13 protein-coding genes are annotated in these 20,033 nt (G+C 41.8%); 3 read left to right on the forward strand and 10 right to left on the reverse strand.

All coding sequences use genetic code 11. The features are described from left to right. Positions 1–16 precede the first annotated feature (16 nt). The 3 genes from FE005_RS13560 to nifJ all read right to left on the reverse strand — a co-directional run bounded on the left by FE005_RS13560 (position 17) and on the right by nifJ (position 5,893). The gene (locus FE005_RS13560) at positions 17–1,108 is read right to left on the reverse strand and encodes a YbbR-like domain-containing protein (RefSeq protein ID WP_081132015.1); all 1,092 of its coding nucleotides are present in this window, start codon (positions 1,106–1,108) and stop codon (positions 17–19) included. Further along, positions 1,105–1,986: a diadenylate cyclase CdaA gene (gene cdaA, locus FE005_RS13565; protein WP_005471347.1), complete on the reverse strand. Its 882-nt coding sequence runs from the start codon at positions 1,984–1,986 to the stop codon at positions 1,105–1,107. The genes FE005_RS13560 and cdaA overlap by 4 nt, the downstream gene beginning before the upstream one ends. Positions 1,987–2,197: 211 nt before the next feature. Next, entirely contained in the window at positions 2,198–5,893 is a 3,696-nt protein-coding gene (nifJ, locus tag FE005_RS13570) for a pyruvate:ferredoxin (flavodoxin) oxidoreductase (protein ID WP_138372006.1), read from the reverse strand. Between the two features lie 226 nt (positions 5,894–6,119). Between nifJ and FE005_RS13575 the strand changes: the two genes are divergently transcribed. After that, a complete protein-coding gene (locus FE005_RS13575; protein WP_003126419.1) occupies positions 6,120–6,635 on the forward strand; it encodes a DsbA family protein in 516 nt (171 codons plus the stop codon). A 155-nt stretch (positions 6,636–6,790) separates the two neighbouring features. Here the strand turns inward: FE005_RS13575 and whiA are convergent, their stop codons facing one another. The 7 genes from whiA to uvrB all read right to left on the reverse strand — a co-directional run bounded on the left by whiA (position 6,791) and on the right by uvrB (position 16,827). Then, positions 6,791–7,726, reverse strand: a complete 936-nt coding sequence (whiA, locus tag FE005_RS13580) for a DNA-binding protein WhiA (protein WP_003126418.1) — start codon at positions 7,724–7,726, stop codon at positions 6,791–6,793. Positions 7,727–7,741: 15 nt separating this feature from the next. After that, positions 7,742–8,743, reverse strand: a complete 1,002-nt coding sequence (yvcK, locus tag FE005_RS13585; protein WP_138372007.1) for a YvcK family protein — start codon at positions 8,741–8,743, stop codon at positions 7,742–7,744. Continuing rightward, on the reverse strand, positions 8,740–9,630 hold the full coding sequence (gene rapZ / locus FE005_RS13590; RefSeq protein ID WP_003126416.1) for an RNase adapter RapZ: 891 nt from the start codon (positions 9,628–9,630) through the stop codon (positions 8,740–8,742). Before rapZ ends, yvcK begins: the two co-directional genes overlap by 4 nt. 113 nt (positions 9,631–9,743) lie before the next feature. Beyond that, the gene (locus tag FE005_RS13595; protein ID WP_021149805.1) at positions 9,744–10,448 is read right to left on the reverse strand and encodes an amino acid racemase; all 705 of its coding nucleotides are present in this window, start codon (positions 10,446–10,448) and stop codon (positions 9,744–9,746) included. Between the two features lie 3 nt (positions 10,449–10,451). Then, the gene (locus FE005_RS13600; RefSeq protein WP_060813336.1) at positions 10,452–11,705 is read right to left on the reverse strand and encodes a carboxylate--amine ligase; all 1,254 of its coding nucleotides are present in this window, start codon (positions 11,703–11,705) and stop codon (positions 10,452–10,454) included. Between the two features lie 299 nt (positions 11,706–12,004). Beyond that, positions 12,005–14,821 carry an excinuclease ABC subunit UvrA gene (gene uvrA / locus FE005_RS13605; protein WP_003126412.1) on the reverse strand — a complete coding sequence of 939 codons (2,817 nt, stop codon included), beginning with the start codon at positions 14,819–14,821 and terminating at the stop codon, positions 12,005–12,007. Positions 14,822–14,835: 14 nt separating this feature from the next. Then, positions 14,836–16,827 (reverse strand): excinuclease ABC subunit UvrB, encoded by a 1,992-nt coding sequence (gene uvrB, locus FE005_RS13610; RefSeq protein ID WP_005471338.1) that lies wholly within the window; start codon positions 16,825–16,827, stop codon positions 14,836–14,838. 273 nt (positions 16,828–17,100) lie between these two features. Here uvrB and FE005_RS13615 point away from each other — a divergent pair, with 273 nt between their 5' ends. Both FE005_RS13615 and FE005_RS13620 read left to right on the forward strand, forming a co-directional pair. Then, positions 17,101–19,257, forward strand: coding sequence for an amino acid ABC transporter substrate-binding protein/permease (locus FE005_RS13615; protein WP_138372008.1), 2,157 nt, complete (start codon positions 17,101–17,103; stop codon positions 19,255–19,257). Beyond that, a complete protein-coding gene (locus FE005_RS13620) occupies positions 19,258–19,995 on the forward strand; it encodes an amino acid ABC transporter ATP-binding protein (protein ID WP_003126409.1) in 738 nt (245 codons plus the stop codon). The last annotated feature ends 38 nt before the right edge of the window (positions 19,996–20,033 follow it).

The raw sequence follows: 20,033 nt of genomic DNA on the forward strand, positions 1-20,033 counted from the left end.
AATGTATTACCCTCTCTTATTCTTTACTCTCATCTGAAGTTGTAACAGTTGTTTCGCTTTCTGAATCACGGTTTTCTTCACTAGATGATTCACTAGTTTCATCTGATCGAGATTCGGCAGATGACTCGTTGCCAGTTTGACCATTCGTTTCCGTTGATTGGAAAACAGGTGTCACTTGGATCGTCACTACTTTAGGATCAACCGTCACACCATCTGGCACTGGCACTTCAACAGTTCGCTCAACAGTTGAGGTGATTCTTGAAATATCGATTGGTACGCCAATTTGATCTAATGTATCTAAAATAGACTGGCTACCAGAAATCGTTCCGCTGATTGCACTCATTCTATAGATAAAATGGGAGATGCCGTTAGGAACTGTTCCTTGCTGGGTGACGAATAATTCCACTTGTTTTGTCGGGGCTTCTAATGTTACCGTTACGTTAACAGTTTCGGGATCTGGCAAAATTGCTAATGCATTTTTAGCGGTATCCCACGCTTGTATCGTTCCTTTGACTGTTGAAGAGGACGTTCCGATCTCATTAGGATCAATGACAGCCACCACACGATCGATATCATTTAAGGTGCGATCACCCGTTGTGATCGCTACTTTCTGAGGATCTGCCTCTAGAGAAGCGATAGAATATCCTTCTTTTAAATCTGCGCCCGATATGACTGGTTCAACAGTAAATGTTTTTGTTACTTTCTTTTCAATAGTCACTGTGATGGTCTTCGGCTCGATTTCAGCTGTTACACCCGAACTCAAATTCTGAACTTCTAAAGGAACTTCATGCGTTCCTTCCCCTAATTCAGAGAGATCCGCCATCACGCGAAAGTTTCGTGTCTCATCATTTTTTTCTGCATTCAACTGGATACGATTTCGACTTTTCAAGGTGACATTCACGGTGGTTTCATACCCTTGGATAAAATAGCTATCTGTATCATACGTCGTTTGGATGGGAACATTGCTAAGATGTTCTTCATAACCACTAGTAGAGCCGGATAGATTGACTTGCAGTGTGGAACCACTAGCAATAAAAAACAACACCAAACTAAAGAACAGCGCTAGTATACCATAAAAAATATTTCGTTGGCGTTCTTTCTTAATCATTTTCTTCCCCCTTTGTTCACACCGTCAAGGAAAGATTGCAGTAGATTACGTTTTGCTGTTTTTTCTTCAGGCACAAGCTCTCGATTCAAAATATCCAAGTATTGTTCTCGAGATAACCCAGATAACAATTGGTTGTTCATAGTGATACTGACATCCCCAGTTTCTTCAGACACAACGATCGTCAAAGCATCACTGACTTCTGACACACCCACTGCCGCCCGATGCCTAGTCCCGAATTCTTTAGGAATCAACAAGCTTTCTGAAAGGGGCAGATACGCACTCGAAACCGCAATTTTGCCGTCTCGTATAATGACTGCTCCGTCGTGCAAAGGTGTGTTGGGAATAAAAATATTGATCAATAGTTCTCCGGTAATATCGGCATCCAAGGCAATCCCAGTTTCGACATACTCTTCCAAACCGGTAGTTCGCTCAATTGTAATCAAGGCACCTATTTTGCGTTTCGCCATATACTGGATCGCTTTATCTAAAGATTGGACCATCACTTCGTCTTCGTGCTTTTCAGACTTAGAGGTCTTGAATAGCGAACTCCGACCTAAATGTTCCAAACCTCGCCGGATCTCCGGTTGAAAAATGACAATAGCAGCGATCACCCCATAGGTGATTACTTGATCCATCAGCCATGAGAGAGTTCTCAAACCAATCAAACCCGCTAAAAAACGTAAGACGATAAACAGCCCGACCCCTTTGAATAGCTGGATCGCCTTGGTCCCTCTGACTAACTGAATCAATTTGTAGACCACATACCAGACAACTAAAACATCCAAAACATTGATTAAAAACGAAATAGAAAATATATTAAACGAGAAAACTTCTCTCCAATAATCAAAATTAAAAAAATCACTGAAATTCATCGACATAAACAGCCTTCCTTTATTCTTAAGACTTCAAATAATAGTATAACATAGGACTTCTTTTAACACGTTGAAAAAAAGCAAATTTATCTCATTTTTCCAAAAAAAATCTCACTTTTTTCTGGACTCTCGATTATTGGATAACACGGTTGATCTTTACGTAATGGAGCTTAAAAAAACAGCTCTGCCAGATACTGGCTAGAGCTGTGACACTTGTCTATTCTGATTTTTTTCTCCGCTGCGCTCTGGCAGCTCTTCTTGCCGCGCGAGCTGCTTCGACTTCAGGATCAGAGACTGATCTACGCTGTTTAGTTCTAACAGATTCTCCTTGTTTTTCCACCGATTGAGGTTCTGCTTCAGACAATGGCTCTTTTTCTAATTTTGCTCGAATCTTTTCTTCTTGCCCAGCAAGACGCGCATAATTATAGAAACGGTTTTTGGCATCCAAGACTGTTTTTGTGAATAATGCACTTGCAGCACTTGGGTTAGCTGCATCTAAGGCTGAAAAACGAACCTGTGTTTTCATAAACGTTGGCATCAACGAAAAATCAGGTTTTTTATAGTCTAGTGTCATTGCTGGCTTACCTTTTTCAGTCATTAATGGGTTGTAACGGTATAGAGACCAATAACCGGAAGCTACTGCTTCTTTTGCTTCTTTGATGGATTGTCTCATGCCACCTGCTAATCCATGGGTGATGCATGGTGTATAAGCAATGATCAGAGATGGTCCAGGGAATTTCTCCGCTTCTTCGAAAGCTTTGATCGTCTGCATTTGATTGGCTCCGGAAGCAATTTGCGCCACGTATACATGACCATATGTCATAGCCATCATCCCTAAATCTTTTTTCGACACATATTTCCCACTAGCTGCAAACTTAGCAATCGCTGAAGTTGGGGTTGCTTTAGAGACTTGCCCGCCAGTATTTGAATAGACTTCATTATCTAAAACCAGAATATTTACATCCGCGCCTGAGGCCAAGACATGATCGATTCCGCCAAATCCGATATCGTAAGCCCAACCATCGCCACCAATCATCCATTGACTTGGCTTAACAAACAAGTCGCTGTCGTCAAGAATCGCTTGCAAACTTGGCTGTTGATGAATTTCTTGCTGTAAAGCAGCCTGTAATTTTGCCGCCCTCTGTTGGCTTCCTGCACTTTCTTCCCGATGATCGATCCAGTCTTGCATAATCCCTTGTAGATCTATCGGAACAGTGACTAAGGCTGCCTGCATTTTTGCTGCTAAGGCTTCTCTTCGTGTTTGATTTGCTAGAAACATCCCATAACCAAATTCGGCATTGTCTTCAAATAGTGAATTGGACCATGCCGGTCCTTGCCCTTGGTCGTTGGTCGTATAAGGAGACACCGGAGCAGCGCCGCCCCAAATCGATGAGCAGCCGGTGGCATTTGCGATCATCATGCGGTCCCCGAACATTTGAGTCAACAGTTTGACATACGGAGTTTCGCCACATCCTGCACAGGCTCCTGAAAATTCTAGAAGCGGTTTATTGAATTGGGTGCCCATTACGGTACCCGGTTTTGCCGGATTCTCTTTCTGACGTAGTGTCATAGCAAAGGCCCAATTCATTGCTTGCTCTTTTTGGCTTTCATAGGAGCGCATGACCAAAGCTTTGTCCTTTGCGGGACACGCTTCAACACAAAGCCCGCAGCCAGTACAATCTTCGATTGAAACTTGGATTCGATACTTCTGACCATCTTTTCCTCGCATTTCTCGAACAATAAACCCTTCTGGTGCCTCTGTCAGTTCATCTTCATCCACTAAGAAAGGTCGAATCGCTGCATGCGGACAAACAAATGCACATTCATTGCACATCGTACAACGGTCGGATAACCATTCTGGCACTTCTAAAGCAATCCCTCGTTTTTCCACTGCAGTGGTCCCTAGAGGCATCGCTCCTTCCGTCATTTGATTCCGAACGAGCGTCCCCACTGATAATTGATTGCCTTCCTGTCGATTGATTGGCTCAACGATCTCCCGAACATAACGGGATGTTGCAGTTGATTTCCGTTCAGGCACATCAATGAAGGCCCATTCAGCTGGCACTTGAATCTCGCAAAGCAATTCAAGGGTCCGATCAATCGCTAAATAGTTTTTTTCGACAATTTCCATGGACTTATGTCCGTAATTCTTTAATACCTCCGCTTTTAAAATCGGCAGAACCTCGTCGAAAGGCATAATATCAGACAAATAGAAAAAGGCAGTTTCCATTGCCGTGTTGATGCGTCTGCCGAGCCCAGTCTCCATCGCTAATTGCATGGCATTGATGGTATAAAAACGGATGTCATTTTCTGCAATGTAACGCTTGATGTGTTTAGGAAGACTAGTTGCAATTTGTTGCTCATTCCAGGTGGTATTTAGTAGGAAGGTACCGCCTTTTTTTAGCCCCTTCAGCAAATCATATGTATGCAGATACGCAGGGGTATGGCATGCGACAAAGTCAGCATGCTCGATCAAATAAGTCGAGCGGATCGGTGTGTCTCCGAAACGCAAATGGGAGACTGTTAATCCTCCTGATTTTTTGGAATCATAATAAAAATAACCTTGAACATACTTATCTGTGTGATCGCCAATAATTTTGATCGCTGATTTATTGGCACCCACGGTTCCATCGGAGCCAAATCCCCAAAATTTCGCCTGAAATGTATTGGGATTGGTCAAGTCCAAAGTAGCTTCCGTGTTCAAAGAGAGATGGGTAACATCATCCATGATCCCAATCGTAAACCGTCTTTTTTGCTCACTTTTTGGTTTCGTCAGTTCTTCGTATACAGCAACGATTTGATCTGGCGTTACATCTTTTGAACCCAATCCATAGCGACCACCAATGACAGCTGGCCGGATCGCTGCATCATAAAGGGCACTTTGGACATCTAAAAGCAGAGACTCACCGTTTGCTCCCGGCTCCTTGCTACGGTCTAAAACGGCAATTGCTTTGACCGTTGATGGAAGTTTTTCCAAAAAGACTTCTAATGGAAATGGTCGATACAAATGAATTGTCAAGACCCCGACTTTTCTTCCTTGTTTGAGCAAATGATCCACCGTCTGTTGTACAGTCTGAGCCGAAGAACCCATTGTTACAATTACTTCTTCCGCATCAGCACAGCCATAATAATCGACCAAATCATAGTTGGTTCCGCGCAAATCATTAATGGCTTTCATGTATTTGCGAATTGTTGCCGGTAACGCATCGTAATGGGCATTGACCGTTTCTCGCTGTTGAAAATGAATATCGGGGTTTTGATTCGTTCCGCTAACCGTTGGATGGTTTGGATTCATTGCCTTTTCGCGAAAAGCTGCTAATTTTTCTTGATCAATCAATTGAGCCAATTCACTGTATTCAAGTACATCAATCTTCTGGATTTCATGGCTGGTTCGAAAACCATCAAAGAAATTCAGAAAGGGAATCCCACTTTCAATCGCCGCTAAATGAGCCACAGGTGCAAGATCCATAACTTCTTGAACACTGCTTTCCGCCAACATCGCAAAGCCTGTTTGGCGAGCCGCCATCACGTCTGTATGGTCACCAAAAATATTCAATGCATTCGTAGTGACTGCTCGGCTGGCAACGTGAAATACGCCAGGCAAACGTTCTCCCGCGATTTTGTACATATTTGGAATCATCAACAGCAATCCTTGCGAAGCTGTATAAGTCGTCGTTAAAGCCCCAGTCTTTAATGAACCATGTACTACACCAGCTGCTCCGGCTTCTGACTGCATTTCAACCACTTTCACTGGTTGTCCAAAAATATTTTTCTTTCCGCTGGCGGACCATTGATCTACCAATTCCGCCATTGTTGAACTAGGGGTAATAGGATAGATTGCGGCTAATTCTGTAAAAGCATAAGAAATGTAGGCTGCCGCTGTATTTCCGTCCATTGTTTTTTTCTTGCGCATCTCTCTAACTTCCTTTATCTTCCATTTTGAGCATTCTCACACAATCCATTATAGCTGAAAAATCTACTTGAATAAATACTGCAAATCAAAATAGCAGCGATTTAGTGAAAGAGCAAACGATACAGTTTCTATCTAATCTAAGATTTTTTCACAAATTTCATTTGGTTGTTTCTCCTTTTCTTTCTAGTTGAAATTCTGTTAAACTTAAAAAAAAGGAGGATGAAACATGGATATTTCAATTATCAAAGCTAAAGAAACAAATACGACTACTGGAATCAAGATTGGTGATGAAAATGCTAAGCCAATCATTGAATTCATGAATCTTCGTTGTCCTTATTGCCGCAAATGGTTTGAAGAGTCATTGCCGATCCTAACCGAAGCTGTTGCTGCGGGAAAAGTTCAACGAGTAATCAAATTATTCGATAAAGAAAAAGAGTCTCTTCAACGGGGAAATGTGATGCATCGGTTTGTAGCAACGGATAATCCTGCTCAAACGATCGCAGATATTACTAAAATCTATCAAACACAAGATCAATGGGGACATTTAACTTTAGAGGAGGTTGCAGAATTTGCGCAAAACCAGCTAGGATTAACCGAACATAACCATTCCACGTATGCTGGTGAAATCGTGGAAGAAGCCCGAAAAGCAAATATTCAATTTGTGCCGACCGTTATCGTAGGCAGTCACATTTTCGATGAATCAATCTCAGCGGATGAGTTGACACAATTGATCAATGAATAAAACCTGTGCCACAGTTCTAACAGCAACCCACTCTTGAAGGATAATCGACTCGCACATGCGGTCCAACGAAGCCAAAACTACTTGATACTTAGCCGTTTTAGCTTCATTCTATCCCTTCAACTGTTGTCTTGTTATGACCTGTGGCACAGGTTAGTTTAACTGACTTTATCTCGCAAACGATCCGCAAATTCATTGATTTTACGGATTCGATGGTTGATGCCTGATTTGGAGATCGCTCCAGAAGGAATCATCTCTCCCAACTCCTTCAAGCTGACTTCAGGATGTTCCAATCGCAATTCGGCAATTTCCTGCAGCTTCTCTGGAAGAGCTCCCAGCCCCACCCGTTGTTGAATAAATTCAATATTGTCAATCTGTTTGGAAGCTGCATCGATGGTCTTGTTCATATTTGCTGTTTCACAATTCACCAAACGATTGACTGAATTGCGCATGTCGCGGACAATCCGAACATCTTCAAACTTGAGCATCGAATTGGTCGCGCCGATCAATGTGAGAAAATCGGCAATTTTTTCTGCGCCCTTTAAATAAGAAATAAAGCCATTTCGTCGTTCAAGGGCTCGCGCATTCAATCCATAATAGTTCAACATATCGCAGATATCTTGATTGTGCTCTTCATAGATCGAATAGATTTCCAAATGATAGCGGCTGGTCTCTGGATTGTTGACTGAACCTGATGCCATAAATGCCCCCCGTAAATAGGAACGCATTTTTTGGGCATTCCCCATAATTTCATCCGATACATGACTATGAAACATCAATCCATCCATAATATCTAAATCTAGCAATACACGTTTGGTCTCTTGTTTTAAGCGAACGATGTAAACATTGTTCTTTTTCAACTTCATTTTTCTACGAACCAACAGCTCACTTCGGACATTGTAGTGATCTTTCAATAAGGAATAAATCCGCCGAGCAATGGCAGCATTTTCTGTTTGCACATTGAGAACGAACTGCTGGTTATTAATACTTAACGATCCATTCATTCGTATCAAAGCAGCTAATTCTGCTTTTGCATGTTCCCGATGTACTTCTAGTGATGTCAGTTCCTTTTTGACTTCTGCTGCAAAGGACATAGCGTCGCCTCCTTTCTAGATTTTGGCACCGTAGACGATCCGCAGTAATTCATCGATCACTTTATCACCGTCATGAAAGACACCGCCATCACGTAACTCTAAGAAATCCGCTGAAACCACGCGACAACTTTCATTCCGCAGTCCTTGGAAGTCATGTTTCACTTGGACAAGGTATTCATCGTAGATTTCTGGATCCATATAGCCTTCTGGGACCTTCTCTGTATTGACTAACACGGTATCAATAAAAGACTTCCCTAAATGTTGATGCAAAACTCGAACATGATCTGCATCAGTAAAGTGTTCTGTTTCCCCTTTTTGCGTCATGATATTGCAGATGTAAACAGTCTCCGCTGCCGTTTCCAGCAACGCCTGTCCGATCTCACTGATCATCAAATTCGGCAAGATACTCGTAAACAAGCTACCCGGTCCTAATACGATCATATCAGCTTCTAATATCGACGTCACAACTTTACGTGCAGCTTTGGGTTCATTTTCGTCATCTTGATTCCGCACAAACACGTGATCGATGGTTTTACGATCCAAGGCAATTTTGGATTCTCCCACTGCTTCTGTCCCGTCTTTAAAAACAGCGTGCAAAATCAAAGATTGGTCAGAAGAGGGATAGACATGGCCATCAATGTGCATGATTTTTGAAAGTATCTGGATCGCTTCATAGGTACTGTTGCGCATTTCCGCAATGGCGGCAATGATCAAATTACCTAAGGCATGGTTTGCAAGAAATTTGTCTTCTTTCTTGAACCGATACTGAAAAATATCATTATAGAGTTGCGGCATATCTGACAAAGCAGCCAGCACATTGCGCAAATCACCTGGAGGCGAAATAGACGAAACTAGGTTGCGGATCTCACCACTGCTGCCACCATCATCTGCGACCGTCACAATTGCTGTGATATCAACACCTTGATTCCGCAAACTTTTTAAAATGACCGGCAGGCCAGTTCCGCCCCCAATGACAACGATCTTAGGTTTACGGATTCGATAGGTTTTCATTTTCATGATCGATTCACCGTCTCTTTGCGCTTATCTTTGTCACGATGGGTCACATTGACTTTGTAATTTTTTGCTAAAGCAGCGCTGATCCGTTCAGATAAAGCGACCGAACGATGTTGTCCGCCCGTACAACCAATTGCGACCGTCAAACTGCTTTTTCCTTCTTTGATATACCCAGGCATTATAGTTTCAAGCAATGTCTCAAATTGCTGATAAAACTCTTCAGTTTCTGGAAAAGACATGACATAGTCATATACGGTTTCATCTTTTCCCGTTAGCGGACGCAATTCGGGTATATAATGTGGGTTTGGCAAGAATCGCACGTCCATCACGATATCCGCATCGATAGGCAATCCGTATTTGAAGCCAAAGGAAACAACTTCCACCCGAAATCCATGTTCATGGGAAGAACGAAATTCTTGATTGATCTTTTCTCGCAGCTGTCTTGGTGTTAAAGTTGTCGTGTCGATCACGATATTCGCTTTTGTCTTCAAGTCTTCCAAGATCGCACGCTCTTTACGGATCCCTTCTGTTATTAAGCCGTCCATCGCAAGGGGATGGGCTCTGCGTGTCTCTTTATAACGAGAAACCAACTCATTGTCTGTAGCATCTAAGAACAATATTTTTGTATCGATGAATCGAGTATTCTCGATATCGATCAGCATGCTTTGGATTTCTTCAAAAAAGGAACGCGAACGCAAATCAACGACCAATGCAATTTTGGTCACTTTCCCTGACTCTTTGATCAATTCCCAGAATTTAGGAATTAAACTCGGCGGCATGTTGTCAATACAAAAATAGCCCATGTCCTCAAAACTTTGAATAGCAACGGTTTTTCCTGCTCCACTCATACCAGTGATGATCACTAGTTCTAAATTATCTACTTCTGTCATCGTAAAACTCCTTCCTCACTCATTAACAGTATATCATGCCGGGCGTATCATTTAAACACTACCGCACAAAAAAAGCATCAACATGAGAGTTGACTCCCATGTCAATGCCTCGCTCAATTTCGATAAGTTAACGCTTTTTCAATTGTTCGATCGACTAAAATCGATTGCGCATCGACTACCGGATAAGGATTATTTTCCGTGAATTCTTCCATCAATGAAAGTTCGGTACAGCCTAGAACAGCTTTCTCACAACCAATTTTATGCGTTACTTCTTCTAAGATCTCAAAATAAAGATCTTGGTCTAATGTATCAGATTCTTTGATCCGATCATAAATCAATGTATTTACTTTTTGTTGTAATTGCGGCTCAGGCAAGTAGACATCAAAGCCACAAGCACGTAACTCGGCTTCATAAATCCCAGCCTTGATACTACCTTCTGTTCCTAAAAAGGCCACTTTCCCGGTAACACCTTCTTTTTGCAAAGATTTAGCAGCTTCCCGCGGCATGTGAAGCAGCGGAATCGGTGTGGCTTCTTGCAACTGATCAAAGAAATAATGCGCAGTATTACATGTCAGTACAATAAAATTTGGCTGTAATAAGTTCTGTTTAGCGATGTCATCAAGCAAATAAGGAACAGGATCTTCTAAATCGTTGTTCAAGATATACGCAGTGCGATCTGGCACTGTCGCATGATTGAATAACACATAGTTCAAATAATCTTGGTCTTTATGAGCAACGGTTCGACGGTTCAAGATTCGTACAAAACTTTCAGTCGCCATCGTTCCCATTCCACCTAAGATACTAAAGAAGTTTTCCATAGACTAGCCTTCTTTCGAATGGAAATGCAGTTTAAATCGTTTGTTGTAAAGATAGAACATTCTTTTTAGTAGAATCCAACGTTTGATGGAGAGATCTTTGTCATAAAAAACGGTAGTCCCCCAGCGATTTTCGGCTAGCAGCTTTTTAGCCCGTTCTTTTTCTTCATTTTCATTGGCATAATCCAAAAAGATGTTTTTCGGTACACCCAACCAAAGCTTCGCTGTTGGAGCATCTGCTTTCCCATAAACAGTTTCTTGGAAAGGCACATCAAATACTAAGTCTTCTGTCAGAAATTTAGCAAGATTCAATCCACTTAATGTGATGAAAAAGCTACTTCTCCCCTGACGAAGATTGATTTCAAATAATTTGTATTGCCCATCTCGGCTATCATATTTCAAATCAAAATTGGCAAAGCCAACATATTGAATTTGTTTTAAGAACGTCGAAATCATTTGATAGATTTGTTGGTTTTCATCCGGCAGAATAACCACGTAATTGCCGACTGCTCCAGGAGTTGGATCCTCTAAAAGTGGATGACCCAATGCCATCACTCGTACATTATGGTCTTTGTCAACATAGGCATTCAGCACACGCATATTGCTGTCATCCCCTGGAATAAAATCTTGCACGATCATCTCGTAATTATAGCCAGCTTGATAAATCCGCTCAACAATCTTATCGAACTCGGCACGATCTTCAATAATAAAGGCTTTCTTCCGTCCTTCGAAATCAACAGATAACCAAGCGACACTATTTGCCGGTTTCAATGCCACGGGAAACTCAAATGGCAGTTCTTGAGTAAAACGGCCATCCTCTAATAGATCTGGTGTCAAAATAAAAGTTTTTGGATAAGGTAAGCCAAACTCTTCACACACTTCATAGAAACTCACTTTATTGATCAATCGTTTCAACAAAGAATAATCATTCGCAATAAATGTGTAATATGACGCTAAATCTGCTTTATGTTTCGCTAACAATTCAGCATAACCATCCCCGCAAGGAATCAACAAATAAGTCATAGAGGGATCGTTATAAGTGGTTTTTGCCAAATCAATCAATGTATCTAAAAAACCAGGATCATGATCAAATCCTGCTACTTGATTGACCTTGACGATTTTGCTATAGCGGGTGGGGGCAAGCTGTGTCCCAGCATAAGCAATTGACTGGATGCCATATGCTTCGTGAAAGGCTCTTGCCATACCATAGACATTCATATCGCTTCCTAACAAAATAGGAACGAATTTTTCCGGATTCATAAAACCACTCTCTCTTTTGCATATATAAATTTAGATTTTTACCTATTTACTTTGTTACAACAGACCTATAATACCATAAAGAAAAAAGCAATCAAAGTATGTACCTCTGATTGCCTTCCTCTTCTTTGAACGGATAGAACTTATAGGTCGTTTATTCTGTTACGAATAGACATTTACCTATTGCTATTTTAACAAATAAACGGTGCATTACAAGAGTTATTTGAGAATTTGCAGAATTATTACAGTAAATATTAAATTTTGCTAAAATCCCCTTTATCTCCGCCTTTATCCTACCTCTCTCATAAGACTTTCTTGAGGTATTTTCCGGTATAGCTTTCAGGAACTGCTGCTATCTCTTCAGGTGTACCAGTTGCAAGGATCGTTCCTCCGCCCTCGCCGCCTTCTGGACCTAAATCAATCACATGATCTGCTGATTTGATCACATCAAGATTATGCTCGATCACTAGAACTGTATTCCCTGCATCAACAAAACGCTCCAAGACTTTCAATAAACGAGCAATATCATCCGTATGCAAACCAGTTGTAGGTTCATCTAATATATAGAAGCTTTTTCCATGAGAATTTTTGTGGAGTTCACTGGCAAGTTTCATTCGCTGTGCTTCCCCACCTGATAAAGTGGTTGCCGGTTGCCCCATCGTGACATACCCTAGACCTACATCAACGATCGTTTGTAATTTTCGATGGATCTTAGGAATATGTTTGAAGAATTCGACAGCATCTTCGACCGTCATCTCAAGGATCTCTGCTATATTCTTCCCTTTGTAATGCACTTCGAGGGTTTCTGAATTGTATCGTTTGCCGTGGCAAACCTCACAAGGAACATAGACATCCGGCAAGAAATGCATCTCGATCTTGATGATCCCATCTCCTTTACATGCCTCACAGCGACCGCCGCGGACATTAAAGCTGAAGCGACCTTTTTTATAACCGCGGACTTTGGCTTCATTGGTTTTTGCAAACAAATCACGAATGTCGTCAAAAACACTTGTATAAGTTGCCGGATTACTTCGAGGGGTTCGCCCGATGGGACTTTGGTCAATGTCGATTAGCTTTTCGATTGCTTCATATCCGGTTAGTTTCTTATATTTTCCCGGTTTGTTCGAATTGCGGTTGATTTTTTGTGCTAAAGCTTTTTTCAAAATTTCATTCACTAATGTTGATTTTCCCGAACCAGATACCCCAGTCACAGCAATAAACTTTCCAAGAGGGAAATCAACGCTGACATTTTTCAAGTTGTTCTCAGCTGCGCCAGTCAAGCGAATGGACTGTCCATTTCCTGCTCGACGTTCTGCCGGCGTTGGAATCTCCCGTTTTCCTGAAAGATATTGTCCAGTCAGCGAATGTTCATTAGCCGCAACTTCCTCTGGGGTCCCTGCTGCAACGATCTCGCCGCCAGCATGTCCAGCTCCCGGACCTACATCAATCAAATAATCGGCAGAACGCATGGTGTCTTCATCATGTTCGACCACAATCAATGTATTGCCAAGATCTCTCATTTTACGCAATGAATCCAATAAGCGGTCATTGTCTCTCTGATGAAGACCGATCGAAGGTTCATCCAAGATATAAAGCACACCAGAAAGATTGGAACCAATTTGTGTCGCTAAGCGAATACGTTGAGCTTCGCCCCCGGACAAAGTGCCAGAAGCCCGACTTAAGGTCAAATAATCCAATCCCACATTGCGCAAAAAGCTTAACCGGTCATCCACTTCTTTGACGATCGGTTTTGCGATCATCTTTTCTTGTTCAGAGAGCGTTAATTTTTCGACAAATGATAAGGCGTTGTTAATTGCCATCTCACTAAGTTCACCAATATGCTTGCCATTCACTTTGACGGATAATGCTTGCGGGTTTAGCCGGTAGCCATGACAGGTTTTACAGGTCAATTCTGTCATGTACAGACGCATTTGTTCCCGGGTGAAATCACTATTGGTTTCATGATAGCGACGTTTGATATTAGGAAGAATTCCTTCAAAGGGTACTTCAACGTCCCGTACACCGCCAAAATCATTTTCATAATGAAAATGGAACATTTCGCCATTGGAACCATTCAAAATAATTGCTTGGTGTTCTTCTGGCAATTCTTCAAAAGGCGTGTCCATGTCAATATTGAATTCCAAGCAAGCTTGTTCCAGCATTTGTGGATAATATTGTGAACTGATGGGATTCCAAGGAACGATCGCACCTTCACGCAACGTTTTGCTAGTATCAGGAATCACTAGATCAGTATCAACTTCTAATTTTACCCCTAATCCATCACAATCCGGACAAGCCCCAAAAGGTGCATTGAAAGAAAACAAACGTGGTTCTAACTCGCCTACTGTGAATCCGCAATAAGGACAAGAATAGTGTTCACTAAACAACATTTCTTCTTGACCAATCACATCTACTACAGCGTAGCCATCTGCCAAACGTAATGCGGCTTCAAAAGAATCAAACAATCGCGAACGAATGCCCTCTTTGACAACGATCCGGTCAATCACGATGGCGATGTCGTGTTTTTTATTTTTTTCCAGTTCAGGCGCTTCAGAAACATCATAGATTTCACCGTCTACTCGAATCCTCACATACCCTTCTCGTTGAATCATTTCAAAAACTTTTTTGTGCTGGCCTTTCTTTTGATAAACGATCGGTGCCAACAACTGGATCTTTGTCCGATCTGGCAATGCCAGTACTTCGTCGACCATTTGTTCCACTGATTGACTAGTGATCTCAATATGATCATTCGGGCAGATCGGGTGTCCAATACGGGCGTACAGCAAACGCAGATAGTCATTGATCTCGGTCACCGTACCGACCGTTGAGCGAGGATTCTTACTCGTCGTTTTCTGATCAATGGAGATCGCTGGACTCAGTCCATCGATACTATCCACATCTGGCTTATCCATTTGTCCTAGAAATTGTCGTGCATATGCAGACAAGCTTTCCACATACCGCCGCTGTCCTTCTGCATAAAGGGTATCAAACGCCAAAGAGCTCTTTCCTGAACCAGACAAACCGGTCACAACAACCAGTTTATCTCTAGGAATCGTCACATCAATGTTCTTTAAATTGTGTGCGCGAGCGCCATGGATTACGATTTTATCATTTGCCATTCTCTTGTCTCCTTTTACTCAGCTGCTTTCAATTCCAAGATCGTGTCTCGTAAAGTAGCTGCAGTTTCAAAGTCTAATGCTTTTGCGGCATCTTTCATTTCTTTTTCCAGTTTCAGTAAGAGAGTTGCTTTCTCTTCACGAGTCATGTCTTCATACGAAGTGGTTGTATAATCGCCTGACTCTTCCGCAACTTTCGTAATAGCGATCAAATCGCGAATTTCCTTAATGATCGTTTTTGGTTCGATGCCATGCTCTTTATTATACGCCTCTTGGATACTGCGGCGGCGACTTGTTTCATCAATCGCTCGCTGCATAGAGTCAGTCATTTTATCCGCATACATGATCACTTTACCATCAGAATTCCGAGCAGCTCGACCAATTGTTTGGACCAAAGAACGCTCACTACGCAAGAATCCTTCTTTATCTGCATCTAAGATCGCTACGAGAGAAACTTCAGGAACGTCGATCCCTTCTCGAAGCAGATTGATCCCGACTAATACATCAAATTCACCAAGCCGCAAATCGCGAATGATCTCTGTCCGCTCAAGTGTCTTGACGTCACTGTGAAGATATTTGACTTTGATTCCTAACTCTTTAAAATAATCGGTCAGATCCTCTGCCATTTTTTTCGTCAATGTGGTAACAAAGACCCGTTGATCTTTTTCTACCCGCTCATTGATTTCTCCTACAAGATCATCAATTTGCCCCATGATCGGGCGAACCTCTACTACTGGATCCAATAACCCTGTTGGACGAATGATCTGTTGGATAACGGTATCCGTTTGTTCATGCTCGTAAGGTCCCGGCGTTGCTGAGACATAAACGATCTGATTCACATGTTCTTCAAATTCTTCTAAACGTAACGGCCGGTTATCTAACGCAGACGGTAAACGAAAGCCATAATCCACCAGCATTTGTTTGCGGGCACGGTCGCCGTTGTACATCCCACGAATCTGGGGCATCGTTACGTGAGACTCGTCAATCACGATCAGGAAATCATCAGGAAAGAAGTCCAGCAACGTGTAAGGTGGTTCGCCTTCTTTGCGCCCATCCATGTGTCGTGAATAGTTTTCGATCCCGGATGTGTAGCCCATTTCCCGCAACATTTCGATATCATAATTGGTGCGTTGCTCTAAACGTTGTGCTTCCAATAATTTGTTCTCACTTCGAAGAACAGCTAATCGATCTTCGAGTTCTTTTTGTATCGAAGCGATAGCATGTTCCATATGGTCTTCGTTGGTCACAAAGTGAGTAGCTGGGAAAATAGAAACGTGTTCTGTTTCCCCTAAAATCTCCCCAGTCAACGCATCCACTTCTCGAATTCGATCGATCTCATCGCCAAAAAACTCGATGCGTAATGCCCGCTCGTCCCGCGATGCCGGAAAAATTTCTACCACATCTCCTCGAACACGAAAGCGTCCCCGTTGGAAATCGATATCATTGCGTTCAAATTGTATGTCGATCATTTCTTTCAGTAGTTGATCCCGCGGTTTTTCCATTCCTACTCGTAAAGAAACCACTTGCTTAGCATATTCGATTGGTGAACCCAAACCAAAAATACAAGAGACTGAAGCAACCACGATCACATCGTTGCGTTCCAGTAATGAACTGGTCGCCGAGTGCCGCAGCTTGTCGATCTCATCATTGATACTTGAATCTTTCTCAATGTAAGTATCACTGGAAGGTACATATGCTTCTGGTTGATAATAGTCATAATAGCTGACAAAATATTCTACTGCATTATTAGGAAAGAATTCCTTGAACTCACCGTATAATTGACCCGCCAATGTTTTGTTGTGTGCGATAATCAGTGTTGGCTTATTGACCTCTTTGATCAAGTTTGAAACAGTATAGGTTTTCCCTGTTCCAGTTGCCCCCAACAAAATCTGCGCCTTCTTGCCCCCAACGACGCCATCGACCAATTGATGGATGGCTTCTGGCTGATCTCCTGCCGGCTGATATTTTGAGATTAATTCAAATTCATGGGAAGTCGTTCTTTCGATCATCTTCATTCCCCCTGTATTTATATTTGCGAAGCGTCCGTGAAACAAAAAGAAAGCTGACGCTTTTCCATAGAATAGTATACCATAGCGAACATACTTTCGCCATCTTTTGTACTTTTTATTCTGCTAGTTTAACTTTACTTAAGATGTCAGTTTTTCTAACACCCAATGTCAGAAATAGCGCTGTTTTTTGCAAATATTGACCGAAAGACTTGTGTGTTTTTACAAAAATACCTATAATCTAAAAATACGTTAAAATCAAAAGGGGGAATTTTCTTGAAAAGAAAATATATGTTTTGTGCACTGTTTTCAGTGATTTTCTGCTTTTTCGCTTTTGCGAACAAGCCAGTCAGTGCAGCAGAAACAACGTATAAAATCGGAACAGACCTGACATTTGCTCCTTTCGAATTTCAAAACGAAAAAAATGAGTATGTAGGGATCGACATTGATCTGTTAAATGCTATTGCTGAAGATCAAGGCTTTGCTGTTGATTTGCGCCCATTAGGCTTTGATTCCTCGTTACAGGGCGTCCAATCCAATCAACTTGATGGGATGATCGCTGGGATGAGTATTACAGACGAACGGAAAGAAACCTTTGATTTTTCAGATCCTTACTTCGACAGTGGGATTCAGATGGCTGTCGCAAAAGACAACCAAGATATCAAAACTTACGCTGATTTGAAAGATAAAACAGTTGGCGCTAAAGTTGGTACCGAGAGTGCTCGTTTTCTAGAAACCAATCAAAAAAAATATGGCTACTCTATCAAAAACTATGATGATGCTAGCGGGCTTTATGGTGCCGTTCGCAATGGAACAGTTGTGGCCATCTTTGATGACTATCCAGTCTTAGGTTATGCGATTAGTAATGGTGAAGCTATGAAACTTGTGGGTGAGCCTGAAAAAGGGGCATCTTACGGGTTCGCAGTCAAAAAAGGCCAAAATTCTGAATTACTGGCTAAATTCAACGCTGGTCTAAAAGAGTTGAAATCCAGTGGTAAATACGACGAAATCATTGCTACTTATATTGCTTCATCAGAAAGCACTTCTGATGAAGCAAGTGAAATGGTTAAAGTTGAACCGAAAAAAGACGTCTATCGAATCTCAAGTGACTCTGCATTCGCACCTTTCGAGTTTCAAAATGAAGACAATGAATATGTCGGAATCGATGTTGATCTCTTAACTAGAGCGGCGGAAATGCAAGGATTCAACATTGAGTTTAATTTCATTGGTTTCTCAGGAGCGCTACAAGCGTTAGATGGGAATCAAGCGGATGGTATGATTGCTGGGATGAGTATCAATGATGAACGCAAAAAAGCGTATGACTTCTCAGACTCCTACTTTGAAAGTGGTATTCAAATTGCGGTCAAAGAAGGAAACGATAGTATCAAGTCTTATGAAGATTTAGAAGGAAAAACAGTTGGTGCTAAAGTTGGTACCGAGAGTGCAGACTTCTTGATTGAAAATGAAGACAAATACGGCTATACCATTAAGTATTATGACGCAGCTGATCAACTTTATGCTGCAGTCAGTGGCGGTCAGATCGACGCCATGATGGATGATTACCCAGTCATTGGCTACGCCATCAGTCAAGGACAAAAACTAAGTACACCGATTAAAAAAGAAGTGGGTGGACAATATGGGTTTGCCGTCAAAAAAGGCCAAAATCCTGAATTGATCCAAATGTTCAATGAAGCGTTAAAAGAAATGAAACGAACTGGCGAATACGATGAAATCGTCGGCCGTTATATCAAAGACGGTTCGGCTACAGAAAAGAAAGCCGATGAATCAACAGTCGCTGGTTTAATCAAAAACAATTACAAAGTTTTGCTAAAAGGTTTATGGAATACCCTGCTGCTTGCATTGATCTCCTTTGCTTTAGCGTTGATCATTGGGATCATCTTGGGACTCTTCAGCGTGTCCCCAATCCGAGCTTTGCGTATCTTCGCCGGTATCTATGTCGATATTATTCGCGGGATACCAATGATGGTGTTAGCTTTCTTCATTTTCTTTGGCCTTTCGGATGCAATTGGGATTACAATCCCCGACTTTGCTGCAGGAGTCATCACTTTGACACTGAACGCTAGTGCGTATATCGCAGAAATCGTTCGCGGAGGGATCAAGGCTGTTCCTGTAGGCCAAATGGAAGCTTCCCGCAGTTTGGGATTGACCTATACCCGAACCATGCAAAAAATCATTTTGCCGCAAGCCATCAAGATCATGATCCCATCTTTCGTCAATCAATTCGTTATCTCGCTGAAAGATACGACAATCATTTCGGTTATTGGTGTTGTGGAGCTGCTGCAAACTGGTAAGATCATTGTCGCAAGAACCACACAAAGTACCTATGTTTATCTAATCGTTGCTGTCATGTATCTAATTGTTATCACAGCCTTAACAAAACTTGCTAAAGTTTTAGAAAAGAAGGTGAAATAAATGAAGGAAAAAATCTTAGTCGAAAATCTTGTAAAAAAATATGGGGATAACACTGTTTTAAATGATATCAATGTCTCGATCCAAGAAGGTGAAGTCGTTTGTGTCATCGGTCCTTCTGGCTCAGGAAAATCTACTTTCCTGCGTTGCTTGAACCGTTTAGAAGAACCTACTAGTGGTGATATCATTATCGATGGTGCTCATCTAATGGATAAAAACACCAATATCAATGCCGTCCGTCAACACATTGGCATGGTTTTTCAACATTTCAATCTGTTTCCTCATCTTTCTGTACTAGAGAATATTATCTTAGCACCGATGGATTTAAAAAAGATGTCCCGTAATGAAGCTGAATCAAAAGCCATTCAATTGCTGGACACAGTGGGTTTGGCTGACAAAAAAGACATGTATCCAGACAATCTATCTGGTGGTCAAAAACAACGGGTAGCCATCGCCCGTGCATTAGCTATGAATCCTGATGTTATGCTGTTTGATGAACCTACATCTGCGTTAGACCCTGAAATGGTCGGTGATGTTTTGAATGTTATGAAAAAATTGGCAAAACAAGGCATGACGATGGTTATCGTTACCCATGAGATGGGTTTTGCTAAAGAAGTAGCCAATCGCGTCATGTTTATCGATGGCGGAAATTTCCTAGAAGACGGCACACCAGAACAAATTTTCACTAGTCCGAAAAACGAACGGACCAAAGACTTTTTAGACAAAGTCTTGAATATCTAAACAAAATCCGCAGAAAACTTGGTCGTTTTCTGCGGATT

The sequence above is a fragment of the Enterococcus sp. M190262 genome (assembly GCF_005843965.1).
Lineage (GTDB): Bacteria > Bacillota > Bacilli > Lactobacillales > Enterococcaceae > Enterococcus_D > Enterococcus_D gallinarum.